The following is a 21,630-nucleotide window of genomic DNA, read 5'->3' as shown; positions in this document are numbered from 1 at the left end:
TTGCAGCAATACAAACTGCTGTGCATTGAATAATATTTGATTAAGTTGCCGAAAAATTCCATAAAATTTTTATCATTAGTATGCAACCTCTGGCAGAAAGAATGCGCCCCAGCAGCCTGGATGATTTAGTAGGCCAGGAACACCTTACCGGCAAAGGCAGTATTTTACGCACCGCCATAGAAAGCGGGCATATACCCTCTATGATACTGTGGGGGCCGCCCGGCACCGGCAAAACCACCATCGCCAATATTATTGCCCATACGCTTAGTGTTCCGTATTACCAGCTAAGCGCTATAAGCAGCGGGGTTAAAGATGTGCGGGAAGTTATTGATGCTGCCAAACAACAGCAGAATGCCATTCTGTTTATTGATGAAATTCACCGGTTTAATAAAAGCCAGCAGGATGCATTGCTGGGTGCTGTGGAAAAAGGCACCATTACCCTTATTGGCGCTACTACGGAAAACCCTTCTTTCGAAGTAAATTCTGCCTTGCTTAGCCGCTGCCAGGTTTATGTATTAAAAGCACTTACTGAACAGGGGCTGGTGCAACTGCTGCGACAGGCCATGTTAAAAGATGAACTGCTGAACCAAAAAAATATTGAATTGAAGGAAACTGCTGCGCTGATTAATATTTCCGGCGGCGATGGCCGCAAGCTGCTGAATTTGTTTGAACTGGTCGTGCAGTCTGCCCCGGGTAAGAAAGAAAGTACCCTTATCGTCACCGATACGGTAGTTATGCAGGTGGCGCAAAAGAAAGTAGCATTATACGATAAACAAGGTGAGCAACATTATGATATTATTTCCGCCTTTATTAAAAGCATGCGTGGCAGCGACCCTAACGCTGCCGTATATTGGCTGGCCCGTATGATTGAGGGCGGGGAAGATGTAAAATTCATTGCCCGGCGCATGTTGATATTTGCCAGTGAAGATGTAGGTAATGCCAACCCAAACGCGTTGTTACTGGCCAATGCCACATTTGACGCTGTTAATAAAATAGGCTACCCTGAGTCCCGTATTATCCTGTCTCAATGTGCTGTGTACCTGGCATCTTCGGTAAAAAGCAACGCGTCTTACGAGGCCATCGGCAATGCCCTGGCCCTGGTAAAACAACACGGCGATTTACCCGTGCCTCTGCACATACGCAACGCCCCCACCACGTTAATGAAAAACCTGGATTACGGCAAAGACTACAAATACAGCCATGCCTTTGAGGGTAACTTTGCTGAGCAGGAATACCTGCCGGATAAAATTGCCGGTACTAAAATGTACAACCCCGGTAAAAACGCAAGGGAAGAAGAAATGAGAAAGTTTCTTAAAAGCTTATGGAAAGACAAGTATGGTTATTAGTGAAGTGCCCTAACGGTGTATTTGAAACCCTTGCATCGCCACATCCTCTACATTTTGCGTTTCTAATTCTGTAACATGCGCACCGGGTGGCCCCTGCCTGCACCAGGCAATGAAGGCATCCAGTTGCTGCTTATTGCCGCAAGCTACAGCCTCTACATGGCCGGCAGCCGTGTTCTTAACCCAGCCGGTTATGCCCAGCTTTGCAGCCTGCGCCTGTGCCGATGCCCGGTAGTAAACGCCCTGAACTCTTCCTTTTATCAATAAGTGTACAGCAGCCATAGTAAAACTTCCTCACTAAACTAACCGTTTTTTCAGTGCCGCCACGCAGTTGCGTATTTTTTTACACAGCAAAAGGCTAAAAAAGGTTCTGCAGAATGCTGTTAAAAAAATGGCACAATCTTTTATTTATCATTTGCAGGTACTTTAAAAGACTGTTTTATGATAATGAAGCCTTTTTACCATTTTCTGCTCATCATTACCCTGGTATTGCTGGCAGGTTGTTCCGCCATAGCGGGCATTTTTAAGGCAGGCGTGTGGACGGGTATTTTGATAGTAACTGTGCTTATAGCGCTGATTGTATGGCTTATTACAAAAACCGGCAACAAGGGATAATACAATTATCAACTCCACATATATCACTTTCTATTTTTGTGCAGGAGCTGTTTCTCTATTGAAACAGCTTCTTTTTTTTGAAGAGTTGTATTTTTAAAAACTACGAAGTACATAAATATGTTAGGTGTTTGATGTGGGGTGTACGATGCACTACTCAAAATATTCACCTTCACCTCCCTCTCGCTATTACCATTCTTCCACTTGCCCGAATGATGCATGTAATTACCCGGACATGTCTCTTAATATACTAATGCTTCGCAGAAAAAAGGCTTTTTGCACAAAGTACTTCGTACTTCGTAAATCGTACTTTAAAAAACCTGCCTGCAAAAAAAGCCGCGTGTTACACTTTGCGCCAGGGATTGAAGCGGATACCCCGGTGAGGCCATGGCAGCAGGGCCTTTTGTGCCGGAGTAGTAGCGGAAAGCCCGGCCCGCCCTGTATTTTGGCGGGGGCGCCCCATCTTTTTCTATCTTTTTTATAATAAAAAAGGTTGCCCTTTTAAGAACAACCTTTTTGTATTGCCATAAGCATTGTTATATGCTAAAAGCGGTTTCGATTATTTCAGACTGTTCGGCCGCATGTATTTTGGCGTAGCCTGTAGCCGTTGCGGCGCTGGCCTGGCGGCTGATTACGCCGTAATTGATGGTTTTCAGGTTCATTTGCAGGAAGGAGGCCGCACCCATATTAAGCGGCTCTTCCTGTACCCAAAACCAGGTGGCCTTGTTGTATTTTTTATACAGGTCTTCTATTTGCTTGTAGGGCAGCGGATAAATTTGCTCCAGCCTTACAATGGCTACATCTGTATGGTTTTCTTTTTGCTGCTTTTCTGCAAGGTCAAAATAAAGCTTACCGCTGCACAACAACACTTTTTTTACCAATGCAGGGGCATCTTTGGCAAAACTGTCGTCAATCAATTCTTTAAACCCGCCTTGTGTAAACTCGCTTATGTGGCTGTAGCTGCCCGGGTGGCGCAGGTTGGCTTTTGGCGAAAAGTTGATAAGCGGTTTGCGGAAATCCCACTTGAGCTGGCGCCTTAAAGCATGAAACAGGTTGGCAGCGGTGGTTATGTTGGTAATAACAATATTGTGTTCTCCGCACATTTGTAAAAAGCGTTCCATACGGGCACTGCTATGCTCGGGGCCCTGGCCTTCATAACCGTGCGGCAGCAGCATAACAACACCATTCATGCGGTTCCATTTCTGTTCGCCGGCGGTGATAAACTGGTCAATCATGGTTTGGGCGCCGTTACAAAAGTCGCCAAACTGTGCCTCCCAAATTACCAGTGCCTGGGGATTGGCCATGGCATAACCGTATTCAAAGCCCAGTACGCCGTACTCGCTTAGCAGGGAGTTGTATATCCTGAATTTTTCCTGCGTATCAGTAAAGTGGTTAAGGCGGTTGTAGTACTTGTCTGTATTCTCGTCTCTTAGTACTGCATGGCGGTGGCTGAAAGTGCCGCGGCGTACATCCTGGCCGCTCATGCGTACCGTATTGCCTTCGGTTAAAATAGAAGCATAAGAGAGCAACTCGCCGGTACTCCAGTCAACTTTTTGTTCAGTGTCAAAAAGTTTTACTTTGTCCTGTAGAAGCTTTTCCACTTTTTTGAGCGGTTTAAAATCATCCGGCCATTTCATCAGCCCTTCAAACAGAGTGGTGAACTGTTGCTTACTGATAAATGTATCGGGAGATTTTTCAAAATCTTCGGCAGTGGCCCTGCGCAGGTTACGCCACCATTCTTCCGGCTGCTGGTATTTATAAGGCAGGGGCTTTTGCTTTACTTCATCCAGGCGCTCCTGCAAATCGCCCCAGAATTTCTTTTCCATTTCCTTAGCCAGTTCCTGCGCAGCAGGTTCGCCATTTTCTATCAGGAATTTGGTGTACACTTCCCTGGGGTTGGGATGTTTTTCGATAAGAGCGTACATATTGGGCTGGGTGTACTTGGGATCGTCGCCTTCGTTATGGCCGTGGCGGCGATAGCACACCATATCAATAAATATATCGCTGTTAAATTCCTGGCGGTAGCGGGTAGCTATGTCGGCGCATTTAACCACAGCTTCCGGGTCGTCTCCGTTTACGTGCAGCACCGGCGCCTGTATCATTGCGGCGATGGAAGTACAGTAATCAGAGCTGCGGGCCTCGTCAAAATCGGTGGTAAAACCAATCTGGTTATTGATAACGAAATGTATGGTGCCGCCAGTGTAGTAGCCGTCAAGATCGCTCATCTGCATAACCTCGTACACAATACCCTGGCCGGCAACAGATGCGTCGCCATGTATTAGTATCGGCAGAATTTTATCGTAATCGCTTTTGTATAATATATCGGCTTTAGCACGGGCAAAACCAACAACCACAGGATCAACCGCTTCCAGGTGAGAGGGATTGGGCATTAGTTTAAGGTGTACCGTTTTACCATGCGGCGTTTGCACTTCGCTGCCAAAACCCATGTGGTATTTAACATCGCCGCTGCCCATGGTTTGGTCAACCTGGCCGGTGCCTTCAAACTCGCTGAAAATCTGGGCGTACGTTTTACCCATAATATTAGCCAGTATATTAAGCCTGCCGCGGTGGGCCATGCCAATAACTACTTCCTGCACGTCGTTATCGGCGGCTGTGGTTATAATAGCATCCAGGGCGGCTATAGTAGTTTCACCACCTTCCAGTGAAAATCTTTTTTGACCGATGTATTTTGTGTGAAGGAATTTTTCAAACATTACACCCTGGTTCACTTTTTCCAGTATCCTTTTCTTGGTATCTATGGACAAAGGGTTGTTGAACTTCTTTTCCATTTCATTATACAGCCAGTCTACCTTTTTTTGGTCGCTGATGTATTTAAACTCTATGCCTACATGGGTGGCATAAGCTTTTTGCAGGTAGGTAACCAGGTCGCGGAGTTTTACTTTGCCCAGGCCCACCAGGCTGCCGGCATGAAACTCTTTGTCAAGGTCTTCTTCGGTAAAACCAAAAAAGCCAAGGTCAAGGTTGGCGCCGCGGTCTTTACGGGTGCGTATGGGGTTGGTTTTTGCAATCAGGTGGCCCTTGTTACGGTAACCTAAAATCATGCGGTAAGCGCTTATTTCACGCTTCCAGTCAATGGCTTCGCCGGCCTGTGCAGGTGCTTTGGCAACTGCGCTGCCATTAGTGCCGTTAGTGCCATTAGGCTGGCCTGCTACGGCAAAATCAAAGCCTTCAAAAAATTTCTTCAGCTCACTGTCCACACTATCCGGGTTTTTTACAAATTCCTGGTATAAACTTTCAATGTAGGCAGGATGCGAATTAGTGATGTATGAGAAATCCTTCATATGAAGCATTTAGAGGTCAAAAATTTCACGGTGGATGCAAATATCGGTGATTGTATGCAGAAAAGTTTCATCAACACCGGCAGATTATCACGGGAATTGTTAAGATATGCAGGAGATTTTAAGCCTGGTTACGCGATAGTTGACCGCCTCCAAAATTCTTTATTTCAGCAAAAATTCCCTCCGCCGGTTTTGCGTATTTTGCCGGCCCGCAAAAAAACTTTTATGCAAATGTTTTCTTTTATGCACAATACCCTTACCTTTGCCGTCCTTTAAAAAGAAAATATGGCAAACCATAAAGCTACAAAGAAAGATGTGCGCCAGGCTGCTAAACGCAGGGACAGGAACCGTTACTATGGCAAAACCACACGTAATGCCATCCGTGACCTGAAAGAGCAGAAAGACGAAAAGGTTTATGATGAAACTTTGCCCAACGTAATCTCCATGATTGACAAGCTGGCAAAACGTGGCGTAATCCACAAAAACAAAGCATCTAACCTTAAGAGCAAGCTGGCTAAAAAGACGGCGCTTAAAACAGCATAAACTATTACCGCAACGCCATTCGGTTATAAAATATTCAGGGATGTTTCCATAGGGAGCATCCTTTTTTTATTTGTATAAGCATAGGGGCTAAACCTTGTAAGGTTGTCTTTGTCTTAGAAAGGCCGGGGTTAAAAAAGACGGCTCTTGTTCCGGGATAAAATTTTTTAGGGGGTGCCCCCAAGCTATCGCAAGGGGTCGGGCTTTCCGCTCATACTCCGGCACAAAAGCCCTGCTGCGATGGCCTCACCGGGGTAACCGCTGCAATCCCTCACCCGCAAGTGTAACACACTGCTTCTTTTGCAAACAGGCAGTATTGGGCGGGTATAAGTTTAAAGGCCAATGCTTATTTGTTACCGTTTTTTTAACAATCAAAAAGCCGGCATTTACGTTTAAGTAAAAAACCAATGGCACAAGAATTGGAATCTCAAATCAAAAACACACGTATGAAGAAAATTTTGTTAGCTGCGTTACTGTTAACCTCTGCAACAACTTTCGTTTCCGCACAATCGCTGCATATTGGTGCAAAAGCAGGCGCCAACCTGAATAAAGTTGACGGGCAGGCGTTTAAAGACGGCTTTCAACTGGGCTACCACCTGGGTGGATTTGTGGAACTGGATTTCAGCAAAACACTGGGCATTCAGCCGGAAGTTTTGTTTAATCAAACCAACACCAAAACGGCCAGCAATGCCAGTGATGTTTTAAATGGAGCATTAAACGGTGAGAAAAAAACCTTGAATTACCTGAGCATCCCGGTTTTGTTAAGAATTAATGCCGGCCAGTTGCTTACTTTTCATGTAGGTCCGCAATTCAGTATTTTGACCAATAAGGATGAATCAATTTTCCAGAACGGCAAAAATGCCTTTAAGAGTGGTGATTTAGCCGCTGTACTTGGGGCACAGGTTAACCTTGGCAGCCTAAAAGTTTACGGCAGGTACAATATAGGGCTTAGCAATATCAGCGATATTGATAATACAGATAAGTGGAAAAACCAGCAGATACAATTGGGCGTTGGCCTAAGGGTTCTGTAATACTTTTGAAGAACCATTTTTTGATACGGCGCCGCATTAGCGGCGCTTTTTTTATGCCATTTTGTTACTTATTACTGTACCTTTCGCTGCTGGCACTTTAATTGCCCAGTACTTAGCCATTGTGATTTACATTCTTTGATGACAAATTGACTTTTTGAAGATGAACATATTCAAGGATACTTATTACCAGAAAGCGGAAGATGATACCGACTTTTTACCCATCATACCAATAAATGAAAACGACGCCGAACAGGATAAGAATTTAGTGATACCCGATATACTGGCCCTGCTTCCGTTGCGCAATACGGTATTATTTCCCGGGGTGGTGATACCCATAACAGTAGGGCGTGACAAAAGCATTAAAGCCGTAAATGACGCTTACAAAGGCGATAAACTGATAGGCGTACTTGCCCAGAAGGATGCAAATGTTGAAGAGCCGGAACTGAAAGACCTATGCGAAGTAGGTACCGTAGCCAAAATAGTTAAGTTGATAAAAATGCCCGACGGCGGTACCACTATCATTATACAGGGTAAGAAACGCTTCCGCATGACGGGACTTGTTTCTGACGAACCTTATTTTAAAGTAAGCATAAGCCTGTTACCCGAGGATGTAATACCTGAAGAAGAAGGATTTGATGCTTACACAGGTACCATAAAAGACCTTGCGGCACAAATTATACAGCTCTCACCCAACCTGCCAACAGAAGCTTCCATCATTCTGCGTAATATAGAGAACGCATCCTTCCTCATTAATTTTGTAAGCAGCAACCTTAACTCAGACCTTTCTGAAAAGCAATTGCTGCTGGAAATTGACGATGTAAAACTGCGGGCAGAAAAACTTGTAGAACTTTTACAGCGGGAATTACAGTTTGCTGAACTGAAGAACAAGGTAACCGTTAAAACCCGCACGGAAATTGACAAGCAGCAGAAGGAGTATTTTCTTCAACAACAACTGAAAAGCATTAAAGAAGAGCTGGGCGGCGATACCAACGAACGGGAAATTGCCGACATGAAGAAAAAAGCGGAGGCTAAAAAATGGCCTGAAGCCGCGAAAAACAGCTTTAAAGCAGGTATTGCCAAGCTGGAAAGAATGCACCCGAGCACACCGGATTATTCAGTGGTGTACAACCACCTGGACCTGATGCTTGACCTTCCCTGGCAGGAATATACCAAAGACAGCTACGATTTAAAGAAAGCCAAAAATGTACTGGATGCCGACCACTACGGCATGCAGAAAATAAAAGAACGTATACTGGAATACCTGGCTGTATTAAAGCTGAAGGGCGATATGAAAAGCCCCATATTGTGCTTTGTAGGCCCCCCTGGTATCGGTAAAACATCTCTGGGCAGAAGCATTGCGCATGCTATTGGCCGTAAGTATGTACGTGTGAGCCTCGGCGGCCTGCATGATGAAAGCGAGATACGTGGCCACCGCAAAACCTATATCGGCGCTATGCCGGGAAGGGTGTTGCAAAACATACGCAAGGTAAAATCATCTAACCCGGTAATGATACTGGATGAAATAGACAAAATTGGCAATGATTTTCGCGGCGACCCATCCTCTGCTTTGCTGGAAGTGCTTGACCCGGAGCAAAACCACACTTTTTACGATAACTACCTGGAGCTGGAGTACGATTTAAGTAAGGTACTGTTTATAGCTACGGCCAATAACATACAGAATATACAACCTGCTTTGCGTGACAGGCTGGAAATAATTGACCTTAGCGGCTATGCGGTGGAAGAAAAGATTGAAATAGCCAAAAGACACCTGGTGCCCAAACAAAAAGAGGCGCATGGGCTGGCAAAAGTGAACTTTAAGATAGCCGACAAAGTTTTGGAAAAGATAATAGAAAACCACACCCGTGAAAGCGGCGTGAGGGAACTGGACAGGCAACTGGCCAGCATTATGCGTTATGAAGCGAAAGAGTATGCCACCAAAAACAAAATAAAACCGGCACTTACCCTGCAGGACGTGGAGAAAATACTGGGCACCTCCCGCTACAGCAACGAAATATACAAAACCGCTAACATGCCGGGTGTGGCTGTTGGCCTTGCCTGGACGTACGTGGGCGGCGACATACTTTTTATTGAAACTGCACTAAGCGAAGGCAAAGGGGAAGTTAAGCTTACCGGCAACCTGGGTAACGTTATGAAGGAAAGCGCTACAACAGCTTACACTTACCTGCAGTCAATAGCTAAAAAATATGATATTGACCCTGAACTGTTCAGCAGGAAGAGCATTCATGTACACGTGCCGGAAGGAGCTGTGCCCAAAGACGGCCCAAGCGCCGGCGTAACCATGCTTACAGCGCTGGCCAGTGCTTTTACCGGCCGCAAAGTAAAACCTTACCTTGCCATGACGGGTGAAATTACCCTGCGTGGACAGGTTTTACCGGTGGGTGGTATTAAGGAAAAAGTGCTGGCAGCCAAACGTGCCGGCCTGAAGGAAATTATTATGTGCTGGCAAAACGAAAAAGATGTAAGAGAGATTGACGGCAATTTTATAAAAGGCCTGCAATTTCATTATGTGAAGAACATGCAGCAGGTACTTGACCAGGCGCTGGTGTAGCATTCGTGAATCGTGAGTGGTGAACCGCAAGAAGCTTCAATGGTTTTATGTCGGTTGTTCAACGTTTAATGTTTTTTCTGACTATACTAAAAAGTTGATTTGGCGCCTTTGGGCGCCAAACCTATTTTAACCCGGGCTGAAAAGCCGCCCAGAGTACAGAACGATGAACGTAGTGCGACGCAACGATGCTTCATTGAAAAACCGGACGTCTGCCACCAAAAATGTTGATGTTCAAGTGGTCAAAATCTAATGCTGGGGTTGGCAGTTTAACTAAGGTATTTGCCCACAATGGGCACCCTTCTTCCTACGCCAAATGCTTTGGGCGATACGCGGATGATTGGGCAAAACTGGTTGCGTTTGTATTCGTTGGTGTTTACCAATTTAAGCGTTCTGTCAACAACGGCGGCATCAAACCCTTGCGCCTTTATTTCAGCAGGGCCCAGGCGCCTTTCGATGTACTGGTATAAAATCTTATCCAGTACGTTGTAATCGGGCAGGCTGTCGCTGTCTTTTTGGTTGGGCCTTAGCTCTGCGCTTGGCGCTTTATCAATAATATTTACCGGTATAATTTCTTTGTTGCGGTTAATATACCTGGCCAACGCGTACACCTGCAGCTTATAGCAATCGCCCAACACGCCAAGGCCGCCAGCCATATCGCCATACAAGGTGCCGTAACCGGTGGCCAGCTCGCTTTTGTTGGAGGTGTTGAGCAGTATATAGCCAAACTTGTTAGAAATGGCCATCAGCAAATTGCCCCTGGTACGGCTTTGGGTATTTTCTTCAGCCAGCGAAAAAGGCAGGTCACCAAAAACAGGCTTGAGCGTAGTTAAAAAAGACTCGTAGATAGTGTTGATGCGGATGATATCGTATGGGTTGTTAAGGTTCTTGCTCAGTGCCACCGCGTCGTTAACACTATGCTCAGTTGAATACGGCGAAGGCATCAGCACCGCCCTTACATTTTCAGCACCCAGCGCTTCGCAGGCAATAGCCAATGTTACAGCGCTGTCAATACCGCCCGAAGAGCCCAGTATAGCCTTACTGAAACCCATTTTACTGAAATAATCCCTAATGCCCATTACCAGCGCATCATACACCTGGTTAATGTTAAGGTCTTCTTTTAATGTGGGTGGTGTTACATCTATATCCGGTATGTTACCGGCAGGTTGTGCAATGCCAGCATCAATGGTTCCGTCATCGTTTAAAACCGCTCCATCAATGGCCTCCTTAAACATGGGAAGCGCTTTGCTGATGTTGCCATCTTTGTCAAAAATCAGCGATGCCCCGTCAAAAACAATTTCCGTTTGGCTACCCACCGCGTTGCAGTAAAACATGGGCAGCTTATACTTAAGCACATTGGCTTTAACAATGGCCTTGCGGCCTTCTTCATGAATGTAATCAAATGGCGAAGCACTAAGGTTAATCATTACATCCGGCCGTTGCTGTATCAGTGCATCCATGGGGCAAATACGGTAGAGCGGGTTATCGCCCAGGTTCCAGATGTCTTCGCAAATGGTTACAGCCAGGCGCTTGCCTTTAAACTCAATTACTTTCCATTCGTAGGCCGGCTCAAAATAGCGGTATTCATCAAACACATCATAAGTAGGCAGCAGGGTTTTGTGTATTTCGGCCTTTACTTCTTTTTCGTACAAGAAAAAGGCGGCGTTAAACAGGTCTTTGCCATCCCTTACCGGGTTGCGTGCCGGCGAGCCTACCAGCACGCCAATGGTATCCGCATGCTGCTTAATGATATCAATAGACAGGTAGCATTTGTTGATGAAATCGTTGAACTCTACAAAGTCCCGTGCGGGGTAGCCGCAAACGCTCATTTCACTAAACACCACCAGGTCTGCCCCCTGTGCCTTGGCCTCTGCTATGCCGTTGATTATTTTTTGTGTGTTGCTTTCAAAATTGCCGATATGATAATTCTGTTGTGCTAAAACTATTTTCATCTTTATTCATTTTGTCTTTGTGTGGCGGCCCCAGCAAAAAGCAAATTTCGATATTTATTGCCACTGATTGAGCGATTATTGTGATCAGGTATCTATTTGGCAATGGAGTACTGGCCGTTGGTCATTTTTTTTGTCCGGGCAGCATTACTACTATGAGGCTTTGGTTGAGCAATCTTGCGTGACGAAGCAGCAAGATTGGAACACTTGTACTGCAACAATTCTATTCACCAATTGCATAGTAGCCTGCCCTGAGTAAAACGAAGGGCTTTGTTCTCTATGCAGCAAGGGGTAAGCTGTTGAATAAAATCCGGCAGGTTGTTGCATGCTTTTTTGTTCGGCACAATCATTTGGGTACTTTAACGTTATTTCGCTGTATGAAAAAATTCATGGTGGCTGTATCCCTCGGCTTGTTGCTGTTTTCCTGTAAGCCGGGCAAAAAAATACCTGATGTATCGGGCATTAAGGTAGATGTGGAAGTTCAGCGTTTTGATAAAGCCTTGTTTGCCATTGATACTGCCAATGTAGAGGCTTCATTAAATAAACTGCAGGAGCAGTACCCCTCTTTTCTCAACGACTACCTGTACAATATTTTGATGGCGCCCCCATTTCCGGACAGTGTTATTCAAAAAGTAAAATTGTTTACCCGGGATTATGGCAGCCTTTACAAAGCCGTTCAGCAAAAGTTTCCTGATTTTAATGAGGCCGGGGAAGTAAAACGCGGCCTTCAGTTTGTGAAACATTATTTTCCAAGTTATAAAGTACCTGCCAAAATTATCACCTTCATTGGGCCGCTGGAAGGGTATGGCAATGTACTAACCGCGGATGGCCTGGCGGTTGGCCTGCAATTGTACATGGGTAAGGATTTTCCGGTGTACCAAACGGATTTCATCAGTAATGTTTACCCCGCTTACCGCAGCCGAAGGTTTGAGCCCCAATACATTGCGGCAAATTGTATGCGTAATATTATAGACGACATGTTTGCCTATAACCCTGCAGGCAAACCACTGGTGGAGCAGATGATAGAATCAGGCAAACGTTTGTATCTGCTTGACCAGTTGCTGCCCGAAAGCGCAGATAGCGTAAAAACCGGTTACACCCAGCAACAACTGGACGGCTGCTATGCACACGAGGCCGCTATATGGAACTTTTTCCTTAAGAATAACCTGCTGTATGAAAGCGACCCCTTTCTTATCCGTGATTATATTAATGATGGCCCTAAAACAACTGAATTAGGTGAAGGCGCCCCTGGCAATATCGGCCAGTTTGTGGGCTGGCAGGTTGTAAAAAAATGGATGGAAAAGAACGATAAAAAAACACTGCCGGAATTAATGCAAACCCCCGCCCGGCAAATATTCAATGAGGCTAAATACAAGCCTAAATAGGTTAACAATTTGTCTATTATTTGCTGCGCTGGCTATCATACGCCAGGCTCGCCAGTATTTCCAACATGCCAGCCTGGTTTACCAGGGTTAGCATCTTTTCCTTACCCATCAACCCGGCATTGTTAATGTTGTTTGCCAGCGCCTCGTTGGTGCATTGCTTAAAGGCATCCAGGTATTTGTCATCTGCCACATGTTTGCGCAGGTGTTGATAGGCCCTTAATAATACCGCATTAAACCAATAGCCATCCCTGAATTTTCCTTTGCCATAGAAGTAAGGCAGAGAGCTGCCTGCAATGGCTACAGCTTTATCAAGATATATTTTCTCATTGGTAAGTTCGTACAGGTACACATTGGCTTGCAGCATGGTGCCGGTGTTGTATGAAAACTTTGTTTTTTCAATCTTACCCCCGGGTATGCTGATGTTATCGAAATATAGGTTATCGGTATCCTGTAGATATTTATTTACCCAATGGTATAATAACAGGGCTGTATCAAGGTAAGTCTTTTCTTTTGTGGCCTTGTATAATTGCAGCGCCAGTATAATACCCGGCCCGTTGGAGCAGGTGTTCTTTGTTTTCATGTTACCTTCTTCCCAGTACAGTCCGCCACCGGCGGCAGTATCGTAGCCGGTCATCATAAAGCGGTAGATTTCCTTGCTTTTTTCCAGGTAATCCCGCCGCCGGTTACGAAACCAGGCGTCCATTAATGCCAGCCCAATCCACTGGTTGTCGTCGTAAAAACGGGTGCCGCCGCCTAATGCAACCACATAAGAATCGTAGCCTGGCGCAGGTGGCCTGCTGCTGTAATACTTTTGAATAACGCCCATAGCGCCATCAACCGTAAAGTTGGCAATGCCCAGCTTTTCACTTTCGTTGTTCACCTGTACCAGCCCGCAAAGCGGCCAGAGAAAAGAATATTTGCGCTTTTCTTCCGGCTCTTCAATATCCTTGTAAAAGTTTGTCGCGGAATCGTAAAAACGTTGCTGTACGGCCTGGTATAATTGTAGGAACGATTGCTGGTAGCGGGAAGATATTCCCTGCGAAAAACTACTGGCCGGCAAAGTGAATATCAAAAGCGTAAATACTACAAGGCTGTTTCTCATTAGTTGCTGTTAAGTTGAATAGTTAGCCATGAGAAAGACGGTCAGAACAAACCACAGGTACTAAACAGCGGGTACGGGCTTATAGTAACCACTAATAAACCTGCCAGACTGCCTGGAAAAAAACAACAATAAGCCTGTTAGCAAAAGTATCCCGGCATAAGGTATGAGTTAAACAGCTTTAAATCATACAGGAAAGAAAGTACCTCAAAGGAATGGATAATACACCATGAGGCAACGTAATTAATGAGAATATGCCTCCAGTTAAGTTTAGACCAAAAGCCTCCGGGTTTCATGCGGGTAGAATTTTTTTGAAGGTTGCGAAAGCCTAATTATTCTTAAACGGCGCCAGCATTTCAAATGGCGGAATTTTTACTTTGAAAGTGGTTTTGGTATTTTGGTTTTCCATAATGTAGTAGCCGTACATGCGGCCCATTTCTGTACGCAGGTTACAGCCACTTACATATTGAAACTGCCGGGCGGGTTCAATAACTGGCTGAAGCCCCACAACGCCTTCGCCCTCCACTTCCCGCTGCTGGCCATTGCTGTCAAAAATATACCACTGGCGGCTAAGCAGTTTAATGGTAAAATTATTGTGATTTTCAATGGTAATGCGGTAGGCAAACATAAACTCATAATTCAGCGGGTTGCTGTATTCCTGTTGGTAAAATGTTTCCACGCTTATTTGTACGCCTTCTGATATTTTGGAAATCATATTCATCGCTTGCATGGTAAAGTTAGGGAAAAGTTTGTGAGGATGGTAGTACCTGCTGCGCTTTAAACACTGCACATAAAACAGTTTGTGCATAAGCCGAGTGTTGCACTTTCGGGTGAGGGATTGAAGCTTGGGCACACCCCCCCAACATTCCAACATAAACATAAGAGGTATAAGCGTCATTCATATTCTATGTAAGCCGTAAAAATCACTGCCACCAAAACTGCCAACGGCTAAGTTTTACCCCCTAACTTTGCTGCTCTTCAATGTTCATTCCTCAAATTAAAATATTCTGTTATGACAAAAGTTGCTGTAGCTAAAGGCGATGGTATCGGGCCGGAAATTATGGATGCTGTACTAAAGGTTTTCAACGCGGCTGAGGTTCCGCTGCAATACGAGTTTGTAGACATGGGCAAATGGGTTTTCGACAAAGGTTACAGCAACGGTATGACGCCCGATGCACAACAGGCTATTGAAACCTTGGGCATATTGTTTAAAGGCCCCATGGAAACACCCAAAGGCAAAGGCGTAAAAAGCGTTAATGTAACTGCCCGCAAAACATGGAATACCTATGCCAATAAGCGTGTGTTTCAAACACTGCACGGTGTAGATACGGTTTTTAGCAAAGCCGGCATTCCGGTAGATATTACTGTTGTAAGAGAAAATATTGAAGATACCTATGGCGGTATTGAGCATATGATTACGCATGATGTTGCCCTTAGCCGCCGTTTTATTACCCGCCCGGGCAGCCTGCAGGTAATTAAGTACGCTTTTGAAATGGCCAAGAAAAAAGGCGCCCGCCGCATTACCTGCGGGCACAAGGCCAACATTATGAAAATTACCGATGGCCTTTTCCTGGAAGTGTTTTATGAAGTGGCCAAAGAATATCCTGAGTTAAAGGCCGATGATGTTATTGTGGACGACCTGTGCATGAAACTGGTTACCCGCCCGGATACTTTTGATGTAGTGGTGCTTACCAACCTGCAGGGCGATATTGTGAGCGACCTTTGCGCCGGGCTTGTTGGCGGTTTAGGCTTTGCGCCCAGCGCCAACATTGGCGACCATATCTGCATTTTTGAAGCAGTGCATGGAACAGCGCCGGATATTGCCGGCAAAAACATAGCCAACCCAACCGCGTTGCTGTTAAGCGGTCTGGGCATGCTGCGCCACCTGGGCCTTATGCAAAGCGCTGCCATTATAGAAAACGCATTGCTGTATACCCTTGAAAACGGCCAGCATACCGGCGACTTTGGCGACAAATCAAGGCCTTCCCTAAATACTACACAATTCGCTGAAGCCATTATAGCCAACTTTGGAAAAAAGCCGGAGCAGGGCGCCAAACCATTACTGCCCGATATGCCTTCTACTCAAACGCATTTCAAGCTTGACAAAAACCCCATGCTGGAATCCAAGGAAGAATCCAACGAAAAAATCATCGGTGTAGACTTCTTTATCGAAAGCAATGAGCAGCCCATTACCATTGCCAACAAATGCCTGCGCCATGCCGGTGTAAAATTCAAGCTGGTAAACATAAGCAACCGCGGCACGCAGGTATGGCCCACAGGCTCTGTTTATACCAACCTGGTAAACCAGTACAATGTGCGTTTTGAAAGCATAGACGATTTTCCCTTAACACAGCAGGATGTGCTGGGCCTGTACATAAGCCTTAGCGGCAACTTTAAAATATGTTCTTCAGAACTGCTGCAAATGTGGGGAGACAAAAGGGCTTACAGCCTTGCCCAAGGTCAATAACCTTAACATAGCAACAAACTTTTAAAAAGCCCTTGAAAAGGGCTTTTTTGTTGACATTATCTTTATGGGCCCGGCAGGAAGTACTACTATGAGGCATCGTTGCGTCGCACTCTTGTACTGTTGGATACGCTACGCAGCTTTTCCCACCTTGTAGCATTTTTCAGCCGCCTCCGGCGGCTGAAATTTCAGTTTGCTACGGAAGCACAGGGAACTGTTACCGCTGAGCGCCTGGCAATATTTCCAGAAGGATGCATACTGGCTTTGAATAGATACAATTGTTCTGTGCCATCCTTAAACTTTCAGTCATTTACAATTAAATTTGATTAAACATTTTTGAATGGCCTCTTTTAAAAAATTACCATTAATAGCTTTGATAATTTTCTCTTTGCTTATGTCCGGATCCACATTTTCGCAAACAAAAAAGAAGAAAAGGATCATCAAACACACTTCTGAAAAGCAAGTTGATACAACTAAAACATCAGGATCTTATGATGCTCAAGTGTCTTTCTCTAAAAATGGTCTCCCGAATGTTAAACAAAAGGTTGAAGTTCAATTCAAAAGTCAGGCGGTCCAGGAACTGGAAAAATTAATAGGCTTAAATTTTGTATCAGGAACAATATTTTTTACTGGCTTTGGATTTACAAATCCTCTGTCAACTAAGGCATCGGACACTACGATACTGCATAAATATTATAAGATGAGCCGGCTTGGAACAATAATTACTTTCGACAACTGTATTTATAAAAACGCAAATGGCAGTTTTTCAGCTCCGCTTAACAAATCACTAAAACTGGAATAATACTTCGTCGGGTGTGAATACCAAAATTGGAGCATACAGGGACTAACTTACTTAGAAAATCTCTCTCAATCATGGTACTCCCAATTCCCTGTTCTACGGTTTACATTGTTTCTTATCCGTTTAACTACATTCGCATATTCAAAACCTTATGGATGTACCCCTTACTTAAAAAAACTTTCGGATACGAGTTTCATGAATACACGCTAAGGTCTTCTAAAACTGCCATCGTCAATAGGCTGGAAAGGGAATTCTCTAAAAGGCCGGGCAAACTGGGTTTTAGTGATACCAGGGGGGAGATGGTGGATGATGATTCTTTTTACATGGAAATTTTCAGAGATGCTGCACGCTCAGGGGATATTATTTATTACTCAACCTGTCTAAAAGGAAAAATTACCATTGACGGAGCCACAGGACAAACCATCATCAGCATAGCGGTGCGGGCCAAATCTTTTTACTTAACGTGTTTTTGCCTGGCATGTGTAGCATTGGCTTATTTTGCATTTATAACTTATCATAACCCCGGCATCAACAATGTGGCCTTACTATTAACCAGCATAGCACTCATTATACTAATGATGTTCCTGGCTAATCATGATAAGAAAACTATCAAAACTGTTTTTGAAGAAATTTTATATGTCAAACAAGTTTACAAGCCATAAACCGGTATAATTTGAAAAACAAGTGGCTGCTTTTACCGGTTATAGGAACAGCTTTCTTCCTGTTACTCTACATCGTTGCCGCATGGCTATACCCCGGCGGCTCGCAGGCGTACAGGTATGCTGAAGGTTTTAGCTGGGCACACAATTACTGGTGTAACCTGCTTAACGAAGTTGCTATCAACGGCCGGGTAAACCCGGCCAGGCCGGTAGCAATGGCCGGCATGGCAGTGTTGGCTATAACACTTTCCTCTTTCTGGATACTATTCCCGGTTAAGGCGAAAGCCGGCAGGGCCATCACCTGGGTTATTTCAACAACGGGTACGCTTTCCATTGCCAGCACGTTGTTCTTGTCAACCTCCTGGCATAACACGGTTACCAATATTGCCGGAGGGCTGGGTGTGGTAGCGCTTACTGGTACCCTAATTACACTCTACAAATTGCGTTGGGTTAACCTGTTCTGGTGGGGCATTGTTAACCTGTTGCTTGTTGGCCTTAATAATTACCTCTATTACCACGAAGCATATATCAAAGCTTTACCGGTGGTACAAAAGATAACTTTCCTGTTGTTCCTGCTATGGTTTTGCGTTATCAGCTTGCGGTTGTACAAAAGCAAACCGGCAGATACGCACAAATAATGATGCGCTGCCCATTCACATTTGTTGTAAATTTCAAGAAAGAAATTATCTATGCCGCGGGAAACATTCAAATACAACAACGAAGAAGTAACGGTGATATGGAAACCCAATGTTTGCATACACTCCACCAAGTGCTGGAAGGGGCTGGGAGAAGTATTTGACCCAGGTAAAAAGCCGTGGATTAACATGGCTGGGGCAGGTACGTCAACAATAATTGAGCAGGTAAAAAAATGCCCCAGCGGTGCGCTGAGTTTTGTAATGAACAACGAAGAAGCAGCCAGTCCTGTTAAGGATGTTGACGCAGGAACGGATATTGTACTGCAAATTGAACTTGCCAAAAACGGCCCCCTGCTGGTGAAAGGCGCCTGCGCCATTCAGTATAATGACGGAACGGTTGAGCAGAAACAGGGCATCACCGCTTTGTGCCGCTGCGGCGCTTCTTCCCGCAAGCCTTTTTGCGACGGCTCTCATAACAGGATTGGGTTTATGGGTTAGTATAGCATGCCGGCGCATTGGCGAATAGAATTACAGAACGTACAAGTGAGTGACACAACGATGCCTCATAGTAGCAATGCAGCTAAGTGCCAAAAATATTTTGCCTACCTTATTAAAGTAACCGTACCCCTTGCCAGGTAGGGCCGGCCGGTATAATCTGTTGCTTTTACCATCCACACAAATACGCCGGGCGGTTGAGATTTTCCGTTAACCGTACCATCCCAGCCAAGCCCGTTAATGCTGGTGGTAAATACCATTTGCCCCCAGCGGTTAAATACCGCGAACTGCTCCATACGCTGCATGCCTGCCGCAATGGGCCTTAGTACATCATTACGGCCATCGCCATTGGGCGTAAAACCGGTGGGTACAAAAACAGAGGGCCGCGTTTTAAAAATTCTTACACCGATAAACGCAGAATCCAAACAGCCGGCCTGGTTGTTAACGATAACCTTGTAGCGTATAAAATCAATGCTTTCGTAGTGGGTGGCGACAGGATTGGATATGCTGGTTGATGAAAGCCCCATCGCCGGCGACCATTGATAACCCGTGCCGCCGGTTGCTTCCAGTTGCAATGGCTGGCCCAGTATTATTGTTGTGTCCCGGCCCGCGAAGGCATTAATATCCGGCAGCATGGTAACCACTACCTCATCGGTGCCCGGTTTGGGGCAACCTTTTGTATCATATGCCGCAAGCAGGTAAGTGTTGTCGCCTGTTTTTGTGGGGTGTGCCAGCGGGTTTAAAGTGGCAGGGTTTTCCAGCGTGTTGGATGGTGTCCACGTAACGCTGCTGCCATCGGTACTGCCATGCAGTTGTGCCGGGGTGCCGTAACAAATCAAGGTATCGGCGCCGGCGTAAGCAACCGGGTAAGGAACAGTGTACACTGTTACATCAGCACTGTCGGAACAACTGCCAATAATGGCCGTTACATGGTACCGGGTGGTGTCTGGCGTTGTGGCTACAGGGCTTTGCAGTGCTGCATTGTTTAGCTGCACCGTGGGTGCCCAGTTATACAACAACCCATCAGAAATGGTGCGCAGCACAATGGGGTCGTTGGCGCAAATAACCGTATCGTTCATAAGTTGCAGCGTTACATGGTCAACCACATTTACTTTAACGGAATCGCGGTTAAGGCAGCCGTTATCATCAAGGTCAACATAGTATGTAGTGGTTTGCGTGGGCTGCACTGTTGGCGTTGCTGTATTGGCATTAAGCATGTTTACCACCGGCGACCAAACATACATGCCGTTGCCGCCTGCTTTTAGCTGCAGTGTATCGTTCAGGCATATCAGCGTATCTGTAAATGCCAGGTTCAGGGGCGGCTTGTCAACTATATCCACTGTTTGTATAACGGTATCTATGCAGCCCACCGTGTTGGATGCTATCAGCCAAACCTGTTTTGCCCCCATACTGCTGTAGGTAATTACCGGGTTTTGCTCTGCTATAAAGCTGCTTACCGGGCTATTATTAAGGTTCCATTGCCAGCCGTTAACCTGTCCATACACGGTAGTGGTGGCATCTTTAAACTGCGTAGGTTTGGTAAAACAAATACCGGTATAATCAAAAGCAGGTTTAAAGCCCGGATAAACCTTTATTAAAGAGCTGGCAGTGTCCACACATTCTTCGTCACTGTTAATAATAAGCGTTACTTTATAAGTACCCGTATCAGCAAAAGTATAAGTAGGCAAAGGGTCTGTTGAGTTAAACAGCGAAGCGCCGTTGCTGTTGGTAATTTGCCAGGTGTAGGAGTTTACCAGCGGGCTGATGGAACTGTTGGCAAGCGCCACCGTTTTGCTCTCTTTACATAACATAAAGGCATCCGGCAGTTCGGCTGCGGCAATGGTACACGGCGCAATGGTAATCTGCAGGTCGCGGCGCTGCATGGCAATAAAAATACCGTTGCGGTATTCACTGACACATACATCAATTACATACACCCCCGCCCCCGGCGCCACACCGGTTATCATGCCGGTTTTAGGGTCAATCTTTACTTTATTGCCAAGGGGGGAGCCGCCACTGTAACCACCGCCGTAGGGCAAAGGCCGGTAAGGTGGCGGGCCTGGCGGTTCATTGTTATCGCCAAAACCCCCAAAACCGCCATCAATAGAGCTGGCATAGGCATCGCAAAGGGCATAATGCAGTTCATCACCATCAGGGTCTTTGGCCGCAAAGCTGTAGGTAAAAGAGTTGTTGGCGCAAACAATGGCCAGGTCGTTATCGCCAAACTTGGCACTGTTGTTTTGCGCGGCGGATGCCAGCCTGCCGATGCCCGGTATTTCAGCGGTAAATGTAGCGCCTATCCTGTTGTACCCCGGCGCCAGGTTGTTCATGCCATCCACCCGGAAGTTAACCTGGTAAGAAAGTATGTACCCATCCGCAGATACGGGCAAAGAAAGATTAAACTGGTAATACCCCACTTTATAGCAAATACGGGGCGGGTTGCTTATGCACAAATCGGTATTGGTAAGGCTAATGGTTTCTGTACGGTTAAGATTCGCTGAAACATCTATCACCCTGGCATAAGTTGCCTTATTAAACACAGACAGCGTAGCAGGGTTATCAAACTGTCGCGGCGAGGTACAGAGCATAAATAGCCTAAGGTAAACTTCATACTGGTAATTATTGCCCAGCTTACCGGTGCAGATATAATAGATTTCCCCGCCGGAAATATGGTCCGCCCTGGCAGCGATGGTGCTGGTTATCATACACATCAAAACAAACAGTTTCTTCATGCAGGCGCAACGTAAAGGAGTG

The 21,630-nt window shown here is 45.6% G+C and carries 17 protein-coding genes; 11 read left to right on the top strand and 6 right to left on the bottom strand.

The genetic code is table 11. The features are described 5' to 3' along the window. Window positions 1-80 precede the first annotated feature (80 nt). Window positions 81-1,346: a replication-associated recombination protein A gene (locus tag F0364_RS10305; protein WP_207632602.1), complete on the top strand. Its 1,266-nt coding sequence runs from the start codon at window positions 81-83 to the stop codon at window positions 1,344-1,346. A 9-nt stretch (window positions 1,347-1,355) separates the two neighbouring features. Here F0364_RS10305 and F0364_RS10300 read toward each other — a convergent pair whose 3' ends face one another. Further along, window positions 1,356-1,625: an acylphosphatase gene (locus F0364_RS10300; protein WP_153797691.1), complete on the bottom strand. Its 270-nt coding sequence runs from the start codon at window positions 1,623-1,625 to the stop codon at window positions 1,356-1,358. Window positions 1,626-1,784: 159 nt separating this feature from the next. On the opposite strand from F0364_RS10300, the gene F0364_RS10295 reads away from it, so the two are divergent. After that, window positions 1,785-1,958, top strand: a complete 174-nt coding sequence (locus F0364_RS10295; protein ID WP_153797690.1) for a hypothetical protein — start codon at window positions 1,785-1,787, stop codon at window positions 1,956-1,958. Between the two features lie 533 nt (window positions 1,959-2,491). On the opposite strand, the gene F0364_RS10290 is transcribed toward F0364_RS10295, so the two are convergent. Continuing rightward, window positions 2,492-5,257, bottom strand: coding sequence for a 2-oxoglutarate dehydrogenase E1 component (locus tag F0364_RS10290; RefSeq protein ID WP_153797689.1), 2,766 nt, complete (start codon window positions 5,255-5,257; stop codon window positions 2,492-2,494). A 282-nt stretch (window positions 5,258-5,539) separates the two neighbouring features. On the opposite strand from F0364_RS10290, the gene rpsT reads away from it, so the two are divergent. From rpsT to lon, 3 genes are all read left to right on the top strand, one after another. Further along, window positions 5,540-5,797 carry a 30S ribosomal protein S20 gene (gene rpsT / locus F0364_RS10285; protein WP_153797688.1) on the top strand — a complete coding sequence of 86 codons (258 nt, stop codon included), beginning with the start codon at window positions 5,540-5,542 and terminating at the stop codon, window positions 5,795-5,797. 443 nt (window positions 5,798-6,240) lie between these two features. Beyond that, window positions 6,241-6,825, top strand: coding sequence for a porin family protein (locus F0364_RS10280; RefSeq protein WP_153797687.1), 585 nt, complete (start codon window positions 6,241-6,243; stop codon window positions 6,823-6,825). Between the two features lie 160 nt (window positions 6,826-6,985). Then, window positions 6,986-9,394: an endopeptidase La gene (lon, locus tag F0364_RS10275; RefSeq protein ID WP_153797686.1), complete on the top strand. Its 2,409-nt coding sequence runs from the start codon at window positions 6,986-6,988 to the stop codon at window positions 9,392-9,394. A gap of 266 nt (window positions 9,395-9,660) precedes the next feature. Here the strand turns inward: lon and F0364_RS10270 are convergent, their stop codons facing one another. Then, the gene (locus F0364_RS10270; protein ID WP_153797685.1) at window positions 9,661-11,343 is read right to left on the bottom strand and encodes an NAD+ synthase; all 1,683 of its coding nucleotides are present in this window, start codon (window positions 11,341-11,343) and stop codon (window positions 9,661-9,663) included. A 374-nt stretch (window positions 11,344-11,717) separates the two neighbouring features. On the opposite strand from F0364_RS10270, the gene gldB reads away from it, so the two are divergent. Beyond that, complete coding sequence (gldB, locus tag F0364_RS10265) at window positions 11,718-12,725, top strand: gliding motility lipoprotein GldB (RefSeq protein ID WP_235921047.1); 1,008 nt, start codon at window positions 11,718-11,720, stop codon at window positions 12,723-12,725. Between the two features lie 16 nt (window positions 12,726-12,741). Here gldB and F0364_RS10260 read toward each other — a convergent pair whose 3' ends face one another. Continuing rightward, window positions 12,742-13,827 (bottom strand): glycoside hydrolase family 76 protein, encoded by a 1,086-nt coding sequence (locus F0364_RS10260; protein ID WP_153797684.1) that lies wholly within the window; start codon window positions 13,825-13,827, stop codon window positions 12,742-12,744. A 325-nt stretch (window positions 13,828-14,152) separates the two neighbouring features. Then, window positions 14,153-14,632: a Co2+/Mg2+ efflux facilitator ApaG/CorD gene (apaG, locus tag F0364_RS10255; protein WP_262885374.1), complete on the bottom strand. Its 480-nt coding sequence runs from the start codon at window positions 14,630-14,632 to the stop codon at window positions 14,153-14,155. A 204-nt stretch (window positions 14,633-14,836) separates the two neighbouring features. On the opposite strand from apaG, the gene F0364_RS10250 reads away from it, so the two are divergent. The 5 genes from F0364_RS10250 to F0364_RS10230 all read left to right on the top strand — a co-directional run bounded on the left by F0364_RS10250 (window position 14,837) and on the right by F0364_RS10230 (window position 18,879). Beyond that, entirely contained in the window at window positions 14,837-16,291 is a 1,455-nt protein-coding gene (locus F0364_RS10250; protein ID WP_153797683.1) for an isocitrate/isopropylmalate family dehydrogenase, read from the top strand. 337 nt (window positions 16,292-16,628) lie between these two features. Next, window positions 16,629-17,090 carry a hypothetical protein gene (locus F0364_RS10245; protein ID WP_153797682.1) on the top strand — a complete coding sequence of 154 codons (462 nt, stop codon included), beginning with the start codon at window positions 16,629-16,631 and terminating at the stop codon, window positions 17,088-17,090. Between the two features lie 71 nt (window positions 17,091-17,161). Beyond that, window positions 17,162-17,749 carry a hypothetical protein gene (locus F0364_RS10240; RefSeq protein WP_153797681.1) on the top strand — a complete coding sequence of 196 codons (588 nt, stop codon included), beginning with the start codon at window positions 17,162-17,164 and terminating at the stop codon, window positions 17,747-17,749. Window positions 17,750-17,760: 11 nt separating this feature from the next. Then, window positions 17,761-18,384, top strand: coding sequence for a hypothetical protein (locus tag F0364_RS10235; RefSeq protein ID WP_153797680.1), 624 nt, complete (start codon window positions 17,761-17,763; stop codon window positions 18,382-18,384). 51 nt (window positions 18,385-18,435) lie between these two features. After that, window positions 18,436-18,879, top strand: a complete 444-nt coding sequence (locus tag F0364_RS10230; protein ID WP_153797679.1) for a (4Fe-4S)-binding protein — start codon at window positions 18,436-18,438, stop codon at window positions 18,877-18,879. 104 nt (window positions 18,880-18,983) lie between these two features. Here F0364_RS10230 and F0364_RS10225 read toward each other — a convergent pair whose 3' ends face one another. After that, the gene (locus tag F0364_RS10225) at window positions 18,984-21,608 is read right to left on the bottom strand and encodes a T9SS type B sorting domain-containing protein (RefSeq protein ID WP_153797678.1); all 2,625 of its coding nucleotides are present in this window, start codon (window positions 21,606-21,608) and stop codon (window positions 18,984-18,986) included. Window positions 21,609-21,630 lie beyond the last annotated feature (22 nt).

The organism is Foetidibacter luteolus (assembly GCF_009650435.1).
In the GTDB taxonomy this organism is placed as follows: domain Bacteria; phylum Bacteroidota; class Bacteroidia; order Chitinophagales; family Chitinophagaceae; genus Foetidibacter; species Foetidibacter luteolus.
This window is presented reverse-complemented; position numbering and strand designations above follow the sequence as displayed.

Excerpts from the sequence above, each read along its gene's own strand:
- F0364_RS10305 (WP_207632602.1), top strand. The coding sequence starts at position 81 with ATGCAACCTCTGGCAGAAAGAATGCGCCCCAGCAGCCTGGATGATTTA.
- F0364_RS10300 (WP_153797691.1), bottom strand. The coding sequence starts at position 1,625 with ATGGCTGCTGTACACTTATTGATAAAAGGAAGAGTTCAGGGCGTTTAC.
- F0364_RS10295 (WP_153797690.1), top strand. The coding sequence starts at position 1,785 with ATGATAATGAAGCCTTTTTACCATTTTCTGCTCATCATTACCCTGGTA.
- F0364_RS10290 (WP_153797689.1), bottom strand. The coding sequence starts at position 5,257 with ATGAAGGATTTCTCATACATCACTAATTCGCATCCTGCCTACATTGAA.
- rpsT (WP_153797688.1), top strand. The coding sequence starts at position 5,540 with ATGGCAAACCATAAAGCTACAAAGAAAGATGTGCGCCAGGCTGCTAAA.
- F0364_RS10280 (WP_153797687.1), top strand. The coding sequence starts at position 6,241 with ATGAAGAAAATTTTGTTAGCTGCGTTACTGTTAACCTCTGCAACAACT.
- lon (WP_153797686.1), top strand. The coding sequence starts at position 6,986 with ATGAACATATTCAAGGATACTTATTACCAGAAAGCGGAAGATGATACC.
- F0364_RS10270 (WP_153797685.1), bottom strand. The coding sequence starts at position 11,343 with ATGAAAATAGTTTTAGCACAACAGAATTATCATATCGGCAATTTTGAA.
- gldB (WP_235921047.1), top strand. The coding sequence starts at position 11,718 with ATGAAAAAATTCATGGTGGCTGTATCCCTCGGCTTGTTGCTGTTTTCC.
- F0364_RS10260 (WP_153797684.1), bottom strand. The coding sequence starts at position 13,827 with ATGAGAAACAGCCTTGTAGTATTTACGCTTTTGATATTCACTTTGCCG.
- apaG (WP_262885374.1), bottom strand. The coding sequence starts at position 14,632 with ATGCACAAACTGTTTTATGTGCAGTGTTTAAAGCGCAGCAGGTACTAC.
- F0364_RS10250 (WP_153797683.1), top strand. The coding sequence starts at position 14,837 with ATGACAAAAGTTGCTGTAGCTAAAGGCGATGGTATCGGGCCGGAAATT.
- F0364_RS10245 (WP_153797682.1), top strand. The coding sequence starts at position 16,629 with ATGGCCTCTTTTAAAAAATTACCATTAATAGCTTTGATAATTTTCTCT.
- F0364_RS10240 (WP_153797681.1), top strand. The coding sequence starts at position 17,162 with ATGGTACTCCCAATTCCCTGTTCTACGGTTTACATTGTTTCTTATCCG.
- F0364_RS10230 (WP_153797679.1), top strand. The coding sequence starts at position 18,436 with ATGCCGCGGGAAACATTCAAATACAACAACGAAGAAGTAACGGTGATA.
- F0364_RS10225 (WP_153797678.1), bottom strand. The coding sequence starts at position 21,608 with ATGAAGAAACTGTTTGTTTTGATGTGTATGATAACCAGCACCATCGCT.